Genomic DNA, 10,496 nt, shown 5'->3' with positions numbered 1-10,496 from the left:
GCGTGCTCGGCGTTCTGCTTGACGGTGGAGGTCAGTTCCTCCATCGAGGCGGCGGTCTCTTCGAGGTTGGCGGCCTGCTGCTCGGTGCGGCGCGACAGGTCGGAGTTGCCCGAGGCGATCTCGGTGGAGGCGATGTTGATCGCCGAGGAGGCCTGGTGGATCCGGCCGACGATGTCGGCCAGCTGCGCCACGGTGGCGTTGGCGTCGTCGCGCATGCGTGCGAACACGCCGCGGAACTCGCCGTCCATGCGCACCGTCAGGTCGCCCTCGGCGATCGCCTTGAGCACCGTGGAGACTTCGGCCAGGTTGCCGTCGGTGGTCTGCATCAGGCGGTTGAGGCCCTCGACCATCTCGCGGAAGTCGTGCTCGAAGCGCGCGGCATCGCCGCGGGCGGTGAAGTCGCCCTCGCCGGCGGCGCCGACCAGGCGGCGGATCTCGCCGTTGATCGCCTGCAGGTTGCTCTTGACGGCGTCCATGGTCTCGCTGAGCACGGCCTTCTCGCCGGGCAGGCGGTCCATGTCCTCGGACAGGTCGCCGACGGCGTAGCGGCCCATGATCTGGATCAGCCGCATCTTCACGCCAATGTGCGCGGCGACCAGGGCGTTGGTGTCGTGGACCATGCGGCCGTAGTCGCCGGGGAAGGCGGCCTCGTCCATGCGATGGCTGATCTGTCCCTCGTCGTGGCGCAGCGCCATCTCGGTCTGCGCGCACATCACCGCCTGCAGCTGCGCCTGCATCTTGCGCATGCTCTCGAGCAGGCGGCCGGTCTCGTCGCGGGTATCGGCGGCGATCTCGTTGTCGAGCCTGCCCTCGGCGATGGCGTTGGCCACGCGGGTGGCCTCGCCGAGCGGGCGGGCGATCAGGAGGGTGATCACCCAGCCGGCGGCGGCGGCGAGCAGCGACAGCAGCGCCAGCGCGGCCAGCATCGCGGTCACGGTGGATGCATGCGCCGCATCGGCCCTGGCCATCTCCTCTTCCATGCGGGCCACGTTGAAGTCCTTGAGCACCAGAATCGCCGCGAACAGGTCGCGGCGGATCGGACGCGAGCGGTCGCCGGAGATCCCCTCGGCCAGGTCGCTGTCGCCGGCGCGAAGCGCATCGCCCATGTCGCTGTTGGCCAGCAGGTACTGGTCGAGCAGGTCCTTGACCTCGGCATGCAGCGCTTCTTCCTCGCCGGCGGTCAGGGTCTTGAGGTAGGCGGCGTGAGCCGCGACGATCGCCTCGCGCACGCCGTCCATGCGTTTGAAATAGTCGGCAACCGCTTCGGGATCGTCGGCCCGGGCCAGCTGCGCCAGTTCATAGGTGCGCAGTTCGCCCAGTTGCGCGCGCAGTTCGCCGAGCTGGTACACCGCCGGCACCCAGTTGTCCTCGAGGTCCTCCAGCAGCGCCTGCGACACCTGCATCCGCACCAGTGCGAAGGCGCCGAGGGCGACCGTCATCAAGGTGGTGAGGGTGAATGCGACGCCGAGCTTGCGGGCGATGGAAAGGTTCTGGAACCAGCGCATGGGACTCTCCGGGGCGGTTGTTCGCGGACTACGGGCGGTGCCCGAATGCCGGGCGGATGCCCGGTACGCCACGGTTATCGACAGCGCGAATTCGCGCTTTACGTTCGTCCGACGAACGGTAGCGGGATGTCGGATGTCGGCGACGCGATGCTCCGTAGAGCGGAGCTCGCTCCGCTGCTTTTTCGGCTTCGGTGCCCGCGCAGCCGAGCAAGCTCGGCTCTACGTGGGCCGGAGGGACGCCGTACCGGCGATTTCCTGCCGGATGCTCGACGGCCCATCCCTCCGAAGCCCGGCATCGCTGCTCACGCCCCGCATGGCCGCCCGAAGCCGCTCTTCGCCTGCATGGTCGCCCGAAGCCGCTCTTCGACAGAACCAACCGTCGGAACCGGCTGTTCACTGGCACTGCCCCGTGACCACGGCGATGCCTCGTCGCAACACCGGGGTCTGCCCGGCGCGGCGCGGTCAGAAGCTGAACTGCGTGCGCATCTCGACGATGTCGGGATCGGCGGCGGTGGCGCCGCGTTCGGCCTTCACGTCGATGTAGTTGAACTGGAGCTTGAAGTGCCGGGCGAAGTACCAGTTGGCGCCGAGCGTGCGGTTGCGCTGGCTGCCGCCGGCGATGGCGCCGTCGTCGAGGTCGAGCCTGCTGTAGCGGGCCAGCAGTTCCAGCGCCCCCAGGCGACCGGTCGGCTTCGGGTTCGAGGCGCCGCCCCCGCTGTAGCCGCGCGACTCGCCGGTGACCATCCAGCTCGCGAACACGTAGCAGCCGTCGGCCGAGTACGAAGCCAGGCCGGCCTCGCGGCTGGTGGACTGCCGCAGATACTCGCCCTGTAGCGACCATGGTCCATCGATCCACAGCAGCTCCAAGCCTTGCCGGTCGATCGCCTCGACACCGGCCAGCGTGCCCGAATCGACCAGCCTCACCGAGGTCAACGCCGCTTCCGGCTTCGCCCGCCAGCGCGCGCTCGCGGCGATCCGCGCACCGTCTTCGCCGGTCCGCGCATCCGGGGTTTCCCGCGTCGCCGATGCGCCCAGGTGCAGCACCCGCCCAGCCTCCCGGAGTGGAACCCAGGCGCCGCGCACGGCCACCGTACGGCCGGCGTTGTTGCCCTGCAGATCGCCGCGATAGTAGCCCGCGTTGAACACCGCATGCGGCCGGTCCAGCGTCCAGTCCAGGCCGATCCGACGCCCCTGGTAGAACGCCTGCGTGGGCAGCGAATTCTCCAGGAAGGCCGAGTGGCGCGTGGCGGTGTTGCCTTCGAAGCCCAGCGGCACCTTGCTTTGGCCGAGCCGGAGCTTGCCCAGGTCGCGGCCCGCGAATGCGCTGGTGTCCAGCTTGATCCCGACATCCATCCAGGTGCGCGACTCGAAGTCGAAACCGGCACCGAGCTCGTAGACTCCCTTGCGCTTCAAGGCCAGTCCGAACTCCTTGCGACGCCAGTCGTGCGCGTCGTCGAAGGTCGCCGAGGCTCCTTCGTCGTCGCCCGAGAATCCGTTGTGGTCATAGGCGATGTTGCCGGTCATCGACAGCTCGGTGCCGTCGGCGAAGGTGGCCGAGGGCGGCCAGGCGCGGGCGCCGGGGGCATCGGCGGCTCCGGCCGCGAGCGCGGTACCGGACAGCATCGACGCAGCGATTCCGATGGAGAGGAGGGATTTCATGATCGATCCTGTGGCTGGAGAGCGGCGGCGCGCCCTGCGGACGCGCCGGCCTTGAGGCAGAGGCTCAGGCCGCCTGCGGAAGGCGTTGCGCGCGTACCAGGCCGCCGACATCGACGATCAGCGCGACCCGGCCATCGCCGAGGATGGTGGCGCCCGAGACGCCATGCACGCGGCGATAGTTGTGCTCGATGCTCTTGACCACGACCTGCTGCTGGCCGACCAGTTCGTCGACCTCCAGCGCGATCTTCTGGCCATCGCCCTCGACCACCACCACCAGCAGGTCGGCATCGCGGCGGTCGCTGTAGCCGTAGACCTCCGCCAGCGACACCAGCGGCAGGTACTCGCCGCGGACCTGCAGCACGCGGCCGCTGCCGGCCACGGTGCGGATGTCGGCCTGGCCCGGCTGAAGCGCCTCGAGCACGTGGGTCAGCGGCAGGATCAGCACTTCGCCGCCGGCGGTCACGCTCATGCCGTCGAGGATCGCCAGGGTCAGCGGCAGGCGGATCACCACCCGGGTGCCGCTGCCCTGCTTGCTGTGCAGCTCGACTTCGCCGCCCAGTCCCTGGATGTTCCGGCGCACCACGTCCATGCCGACGCCGCGCCCGGACAGGTCGGTGACCTCGTCGTTGGTGGAGAACCCGGGTTGGAACACCAGGTCCCAGACCTGGGCGTCGCTGGGATTCTCCGGAACGGCCAGGCCGCGCTCCTGCGCCTTGACGAGGATGCGGTCGCGGTTGAGACCGCGGCCGTCGTCGGAGACCTCGATGACGATATGGCCGCCCTGGTGCGAAGCGGCCAGGGTGATCGTGCCCGTCTCCGGCTTGCCGCTGGCGCTGCGCGTCGCGGGATCCTCCAGGCCGTGGTCGATGGCGTTGCGCACCAGGTGCACCAGCGGATCGGCGACCTTCTCGATCAGGCTCTTGTCCAGCTCGGTGCCTTCGCCGACGGTCCGCAGCAGCACCTGCTTGCCGAGCCGCGCCGACAGGTCGCGCACCAGCCGCGGGAAGCGGCGGAACACGGCGTCGACCGGCAGCATGCGCACGCCGATCACCGCTTCCTGCAGGTCGCGGGTATTGCGTTCGAGCTGCTCGAGCCCGGTGAACAGGCGCTCGGCCACGGCCGGGTCGACGCTGGAGCTGGCCTGCTTGAGCATGGCCTGGGTGATCACCAGTTCGCCGACCAGGTTGATCAGCGCGTCGATCTTGTCGACGCTCACGCGCACCGAACTCTCGGCGGAGTCCGAGATCGACTGGACCTTGGCGCCGGCAGAGGGCGCCAAGGGCGCATCGGCGGGCGCGCCGGCCGGCGCATCGGGCGCGGCCGCGGCCGCGATCGGCTGGATGTCCAGCTCGCACTCGTCCTCGACCCAGGCGAACACCTCGTCGACGGCGCCGCGCGGCACCCGCGCGGTCAGCCCCAGATCCCAGGCCAGGCACGCCTCCAGCGGATCGAGCTGCGCGAAGGCCGGCAGGCGGTCGAGCCTGGCGGCGACTTCCAGCGGCCCGAGGTGCTCGAGCTCGCGCAGGATCCGCAGCGGGTCGTTTCCGCTCATGAACATCGAAGGCGCGGGCGAGAAGCCGATCCGCCAGCCCTCGGGCTCGGCGGCGGCCGCGGTCGAATCCGCGGCCGGCGCCGCGGTGCCGGGCTCGGTGCCGAGCACCGCCTCCAGCCGCGCACGGACGGCCTGTACGTCCTTCGCGTCCGCCGGCCGGCCGTGCTCGGCCTCGGCCAGCAGCGCGCGCAGCACGTCGACCGAGCCGAGGATCGCATCGAGCGCCGCACGGGTGGCTTCGCGGCGGCCACCGCGGATGTCGTCGAGCAGGGTTTCCAGCAGGTGGGTCAGCCCGGCCATCCCCTCGAAGCCGAAGGTGGCCGCGCCGCCCTTGATCGAATGCGCCGCGCGGAACACCGAGTTGACCAGTTCGGCATCGCGGTTGCCGGCGTCGATCGCCAGCAGGGCCGCCTCCATGGCGTCGAGGCCCTCATGGCTCTCCTCGAAGAAGGTGGCGTGGAAACGTTGCAGATCCATGTTCATGGCCGCGGTCCGGTAGTCGGTGGGCTGCGCAGCGGGTCAGCTCACGACCTTGCGGACGGTGGCGACCAGCTGCTCGGGGTCGAAGGGCTTGACCAGCCATCCGGTGGCGCCAGCGGCCTTGCCGTCGGCCTTTTTTTCCGCGCCGGACTCGGTGGTGAGCATCAGCAGCGGAGTGAACTTGTAGCCAGGCAGCTGGCGCAGTTCGCGGATCAGCGAAATGCCGTCCATGTTCGGCATGTTCACGTCGGTGATCACGGCGTTGAAGCTGCCGCCCTGGGCGCGGCCGAGCGCGACCCTGCCGTCCTCGGCCTCCTCGACGGCGAAGCCGGCCGAGGTGAGCGCGAACGACACCATCTGCCGCATCGAGGCCGAATCGTCCACTACCAGAATGCGAGCGCTCATGCGGCGTCCTCCACGGGGTCTTTCGCAGGTTGTTGGTTGGGGGCCAGCCCGAACTGCTCGCCCAGGCCGAGGATGCGGATCGCGTCGTGCAGCGCCTCGCTGCACCCGTCCAGTTCGGTGCGCAGGCCGGCCTCGGCGCGGCTGCGCACCAGCGCGCACAGGACCTGCACGCCGGCGGTGTGGACGCGCGCGACCCCGCTGCCGTCCAGCAGCAGGGTCTGCTCCTGCGCCAGGCAGGGCGCCAGGCGGTCTTTCAGCTCGGTGCAGGACTCGATTCCGAGGTCCTCGCCCAGGGGCACAGCGTTCATCGACACTCCGCAACGGATGACTCGATCCTGTTTAACGGCCCGCAGCAAGGGATCTTTAGGCGTGCGGCGATCGCCGCGTTGCCGTCGCCGCGGGCCATGCCCGGCATGCGGCCCGGCCGAAGCCGGCGGCGCCCGCCGCGATGGCGGGAGCGGGGGCGTCGCGCGCCGTCACGGGCCGCGCGGCCCCGCGGCGCAGCAGGCTCGTCAGCCCTGGACGCCGAGCAGCCGCGAGGCGTCGAGCAGGATCAGCAGGCGGCCGCCCTGGCGGGCGATGCCGCGGAAGCGATCGTCGCCGCTGCGGCCGACGCGGACGTGGTCCGGCGGCTCGATCTGCTGCTCGCCCAGGCGGGTGACGTCCTCCACCGCGGACACGCGCAGCCCGAGCACCTCGCCGCCTTCCTCGAGGACCACGATGCGCACGCCGGGGCCGTCGTCGACGGCGTCCTGGTCCAGGTGCAGGCCGAGGTCGATCACCGGAACCACCTGTCCGCGCAGGTTCATCACCCCGGCCATCGCCGCGGTGGCGCCTCGCATCGGCAGCAGCGGCGCCGGCAGCACGACCTCGCGGATCTTCAGCAGTTCCAGCGCGTAGATCTGCGCGCCGCAGCGCAGCCGCAGCCAGCGCGAGGTGCGGTCGCCGGCACGCCGGCGGCGCTCGCTCTCGGACGTGCAGGGGTCGTATTGCGGTGCCTCCGGCACCGCCACCGGTTCCCATGCCGCCGGCGCCGCCGCGGGCCTGGCCACGGCGGGTCGCGGCCCCGGTACCGCCGGCACGAGGGCCGGCCTGTCCACTGCCGGAACCGGCTGCGGCGCCGCTGCCGGCACCGCTTCCGGTACCGGCGCCGTGAGCAGCAGGTCGAGGTAGGCGTCCACCGCGTGCGGGGCGTTCATGCGGCCTGCTCCAGGCGCTGCGGCTGGCCGGCGAGGATCCAGTCCAGGGCGCGCGCATAGGCGCCGAGGGCGCGTCCAGGGTGGGCGGATCCCGCGGACTGCTGCGCCAGGAGGTCGGCATTGCACAGTTGGGTGTCGATCGGCACCGCCTCGCTCCAGACGCGGTCGCGGTAGTCCTCCTGCATCTGGCGCAGGGTGTCGCGGCCGGCGCGGGTACGGCGGTCGAACATGGTGGGCAGCACCGCCACCGGCAGCGGCCGGCCGCGCGAACGCTCGACCATCTCGCTGGTGCGGCACATCCCGGCCAGGCCGTGCATCGCCAGCGGCTCGGTCTGGGTGGGTACGATCAGCCGGTCGGCCGCGGCCAGCGCGTTGACCATCAGCAGCCCCAGCGTGGGCGGGCAGTCGAGCAGCACGTAGTCGTGGCCGCCGGTGTGCCGCGACAGCGCCTGCGACAACGCCAGCCCCAGTCCCGGCTGGTTGGCGCTGCGGCGCTCGAGCGTGGCCAGCGCGGTCTGCGCGCAGACGAAATCCAGGCCCTCGAGCGGGCTCGGACGCGCCAGGTCGGCCATCGGCAGCGGCGGCGTGGAGAACAGCTCCAGGACGCCGGCCGGCGGCGGGTCGGCGGACACGCCGAAAGCGCGGGTCAGCGAACCGTGGGGGTCGAGATCCACCAGCAGCACGCGCTGTCCCTGCAGCGCCAGGCTGCGGCCGAGTGCGAGGGTGGTCGTGGTCTTGCCTACGCCGCCCTTCTGGTTGGCGATCGCCCAGACTTGCATCATCCCGCTCCTGTGTCAGTCGCTGTGCCGGGCTCGGCGCCGGCGGAACCGCGGGCCTGGTGTGCGCTCGCCACCGCCGGATCTGCAGAGGCCGGCACGCTGCCGTCCTGCATCGCGTCGGGAGCGGCCAGCACCATCAGCACGACCCGGCGGTTGCGGTTGCGTCCTGCCTCGGTGGCGTTGTCGCCGCGCGGCCGGTACTCGCCATAGCCGACCATCACCAGCCGCTGCGGCGCGATCCGCTCGCGCACGAACAGGTGCACCACGCTGGCGGCGCGCGCCGCCGAGAGTTCCCAGTTGGAAGGGAACTGCAGGGTATTGATCGGGCGGTCGTCGGTATAGCCCTCGACGCGCACCGCGTTGGGGGCGTCGCGCAGCAGCCGCGCCAGCGTGCCCAGCAACTGCTGGGCGCTGTCGGCCAGGGATGCCGAACCGGTGGCGAACAGGATGTCGCTGTTGATCTCCACCTCCAGCCAGAGCTCGGCGCGGCGGATGGTGATCAACCTGGCGTCGATCATCGGCGCCAGCGCGTCCTGCAGCTGCGCGGCGATGCCGTCCAGCTGCCGGTGCGCCTGCGCCAGCGCCTTGCCGTCGGCGTCGCGGTTCTCGCGGTCCACGCGCATCTGCGAGGCCAGCGACGGCAGCAGCGGCGAGTCCAGCACCGGCGACGGCCGGGTGCTGCTCGGGCCGGACTGCAGCGGCGAGGGCGGCCCGGCATCGGGATCCTTGACCTGGTGGTCGCCGGGCTGGACCGGGCTGACCGAGCGCGGCTGCCCGCTGAACGCGATCGCCAGCGAATCGGAGAGCACGCGGTACTTGCCCTCGTTGAGCGAGGAGATCGCGTACATCACCACGAAGAACGCCAGCAGCAGCGTCATCAGGTCGGCGTAGGGGATCGCCCAGGCCTCGTGGTTGCCGTGTTCTTCGTGTTTCTTGCGGCGTGCCATGCCAGTGTCCGGGTGTCAGTGCAGGAAGCCGGCCAGCTTGGCCTCGATGTTGCGTGGGTTCTCGCCCTGCGCGATCGCGATCAGCCCCTCGATGATCATCTCGCGCTCGCCGCTGCGGCGGCCGATCACGCTCTTGAGCTTGGCGGCGATCGGCAGGAAGAACAGGTTCGCCGAGGCGATCCCGTAGATGGTCGCGGTGAACGCCGCGGCGATGCCGTGGCCGAGCTTGCTCGGGTCGGCGAGGTTCTTCATCACCGCGATCAGCCCGAAGACCGCGCCGACGATGCCCAGGGTGGGGGCATAGATGCCCATGCCCTCGAAGACCTTGGCGGCGGCGAGGTCCTTGTGCTCCTCGCCCTCGAGCTCGATCTCCAGCATGTGCCGGATCGCCTCCGGCTCCAGGCCGTCGACCAGCATCTGCAGCCCCTTCTTCAGGAACGGATCGCTCTGTTCGGCGACGTGGCCCTCCAGCCCCAGCAGTCCCTGGCGGCGCGCCACGTTGCTCCACTCGAGCAGTTGCGCGACCAGCGCCTCGCGGTCCGCCACCGGCGGCTGCACGGTCCAGCGCACGATCCGCAGAGCGCGCTTGAACACCTGCGGCGGCGTATGGATGAAGATCGACGCGGTGGTGCCGACGATGACGATCACGAACGCCGCCGCCGACCACAGCGAGGACAGCCCTGCGCCCTTGAGCACGCTGCCGCCAAGCAGCGCGCCGATGGCCAGCAGGATTCCGACTACGCTGAGGATGTCCATGGCTGCGGTATCGGCCGGGTGGTTCGGGACTTGAGTTCCAGGGCCGGTGCGGAACGCACCGGAACGGCAGCCGCGGACGGCGGTCGCGGGCGGCCGGCTAGCGGCTGCGCAGGCCGTCGACGTCGAGGATCAGGGCCATGCGGCCGTCGCCGATCAGGGTCGCCCCGGCATAGCCGGGCAATCCGCGCAGCGACCGCGGCAGCGGCTTGATCACCACTTCCTCGCGACCCTGCACCGAGTCGACGATCAGCCCGAAGCGACTGTCGCCCATCTGCAGCACCACGATCGTCAGCAGCGGCGCGTCCAGCGGCGGCAGGCCGAGCCAGCCGCGCAGGTCCACCAGCGACAGCGCGTGCGAGCGGCGATCGAGCACCGCACGCCCGTCGAACCAGCTGACGGAGGCTCCAGGGGCGTGCAGCACTTCCTGGACCCGCGCCAGCGGCAGCGCATAGGCGACCTCCCCGGTCTGCACCAGCAGGGTGGGCAGGATCGCCAGCGTCAGCGGCACCCGGATCGAGAAGCGGCTGCCGCGCCCGAGCTCGGAATGGATCTGGATCTGGCCGCTGAGTTCGCGGATCCGCGACTGCACCACGTCCATGCCGACGCCGCGGCCGGAGATGTCGGTCACCTCGGTCTTGGTCGAGAATCCGGGCAGGAAGATCAGCTGCAGGCATTCGTCCGCGGACAGGCGCGCCGCGGCCTCGCCGTCGATCAGGCCCTTCTCGCGCGCCTTGACGCGCAGCCGCTCGGCGTCGATGCCGGCGCCGTCGTCCTGCACCTCGATGCCGACGTAGTCGCCTTCCTGCTGCGCCATCAGCCGTACCTGCCCGGCGCGCGGCTTGCCGGTGGCCTCGCGCAGCTCCGGCAGCTCGATGCCATGGTCGATGGCGTTGCGCACCAGGTGCACCAGCGGATCGGCCAGCGCCTCGACCAGGTTGCGGTCGAGCTCGGTCTCGGCGCCGACCAGCTCCAGTTCGACTTCCTTCTGCAGCGAACGCGCGACGTCGCGCGCGACCTTTGGAAAGCGCGAGAACACCTTGCCCACCGGCTGCATGCGGGTACGCATGACCGCGGTCTGCAGGCGCGCGGTGGCCACGTCCAGGGAGCCGACGGCGCGGTCCAGCTCCTCGTCGCGCAGCCGTGCGCGGATGATCTTCAGGCGGTTGCGGGCCAGCACCATCTCGCCGATCAGGTTGACGATGGCGTCCAGGCGG

9 protein-coding genes and 1 pseudogene are annotated in these 10,496 nt (G+C 70.9%); all 10 read right to left on the bottom strand.

The features are described from left to right. On the bottom strand, positions 1–1,505 hold a 1,505-nt coding region (locus H0E84_RS09505; protein WP_180678410.1), incomplete at its 3' end, for a HAMP domain-containing methyl-accepting chemotaxis protein. 462 nt (positions 1,506–1,967) lie between these two features. Next, positions 1,968–3,164: an OprO/OprP family phosphate-selective porin gene (locus tag H0E84_RS09500; protein ID WP_180678409.1), complete on the bottom strand. Its 1,197-nt coding sequence runs from the start codon at positions 3,162–3,164 to the stop codon at positions 1,968–1,970. A 64-nt stretch (positions 3,165–3,228) separates the two neighbouring features. Then, positions 3,229–5,199 (bottom strand): chemotaxis protein CheA, encoded by a 1,971-nt coding sequence (locus tag H0E84_RS09495; protein ID WP_180678408.1) that lies wholly within the window; start codon positions 5,197–5,199, stop codon positions 3,229–3,231. A 36-nt stretch (positions 5,200–5,235) separates the two neighbouring features. Continuing rightward, positions 5,236–5,601, bottom strand: coding sequence for a response regulator (locus H0E84_RS09490; RefSeq protein ID WP_180678407.1), 366 nt, complete (start codon positions 5,599–5,601; stop codon positions 5,236–5,238). Continuing rightward, the gene (locus tag H0E84_RS09485; RefSeq protein WP_180678406.1) at positions 5,598–5,909 is read right to left on the bottom strand and encodes an STAS domain-containing protein; all 312 of its coding nucleotides are present in this window, start codon (positions 5,907–5,909) and stop codon (positions 5,598–5,600) included. The genes H0E84_RS09490 and H0E84_RS09485 overlap by 4 nt, the downstream gene beginning before the upstream one ends. 204 nt (positions 5,910–6,113) lie before the next feature. Then, positions 6,114–6,740: pseudogene (locus H0E84_RS09480) on the bottom strand (chemotaxis protein CheW); the annotation flags it as partial. A 56-nt stretch (positions 6,741–6,796) separates the two neighbouring features. Then, positions 6,797–7,579 (bottom strand): ParA family protein, encoded by a 783-nt coding sequence (locus H0E84_RS09475; protein ID WP_180678411.1) that lies wholly within the window; start codon positions 7,577–7,579, stop codon positions 6,797–6,799. Further along, entirely contained in the window at positions 7,579–8,526 is a 948-nt protein-coding gene (gene motD, locus H0E84_RS09470) for a flagellar motor protein MotD (RefSeq protein WP_180678404.1), read from the bottom strand. Before motD ends, H0E84_RS09475 begins: the two co-directional genes overlap by 1 nt. A gap of 15 nt (positions 8,527–8,541) precedes the next feature. Then, positions 8,542–9,282 (bottom strand): flagellar motor protein, encoded by a 741-nt coding sequence (locus H0E84_RS09465; RefSeq protein WP_180678403.1) that lies wholly within the window; start codon positions 9,280–9,282, stop codon positions 8,542–8,544. Positions 9,283–9,379: 97 nt separating this feature from the next. After that, the coding region (locus H0E84_RS09460; protein WP_180678402.1) for a chemotaxis protein CheA at positions 9,380–10,496 on the bottom strand (1,117 nt) is incomplete at its 5' end.

The sequence above is a fragment of the Luteimonas salinisoli genome, assembly GCF_013425525.1.
Classification (GTDB): Bacteria; Pseudomonadota; Gammaproteobacteria; order Xanthomonadales; family Xanthomonadaceae; genus Luteimonas; species Luteimonas salinisoli.
The sequence above is the reverse complement of the archived record's forward strand: the minus strand, read 5'-3'. Positions and strand labels throughout refer to the sequence as shown.

Bases quoted from the DNA above. Each gene is read 5' to 3' on its own strand.
- H0E84_RS09485 (WP_180678406.1), bottom strand. From the start codon at position 5,909: ATGAACGCTGTGCCCCTGGGCGAGGACCTCGGAATCGAGTCCTGCACC.
- H0E84_RS09475 (WP_180678411.1), bottom strand. From the start codon at position 7,579: ATGCAAGTCTGGGCGATCGCCAACCAGAAGGGCGGCGTAGGCAAGACC.
- H0E84_RS09465 (WP_180678403.1), bottom strand. From the start codon at position 9,282: ATGGACATCCTCAGCGTAGTCGGAATCCTGCTGGCCATCGGCGCGCTG.
- motD (WP_180678404.1), bottom strand. From the start codon at position 8,526: ATGGCACGCCGCAAGAAACACGAAGAACACGGCAACCACGAGGCCTGG.
- H0E84_RS09490 (WP_180678407.1), bottom strand. From the start codon at position 5,601: ATGAGCGCTCGCATTCTGGTAGTGGACGATTCGGCCTCGATGCGGCAG.
- H0E84_RS09500 (WP_180678409.1), bottom strand. From the start codon at position 3,164: ATGAAATCCCTCCTCTCCATCGGAATCGCTGCGTCGATGCTGTCCGGT.
- H0E84_RS09495 (WP_180678408.1), bottom strand. From the start codon at position 5,199: ATGAACATGGATCTGCAACGTTTCCACGCCACCTTCTTCGAGGAGAGC.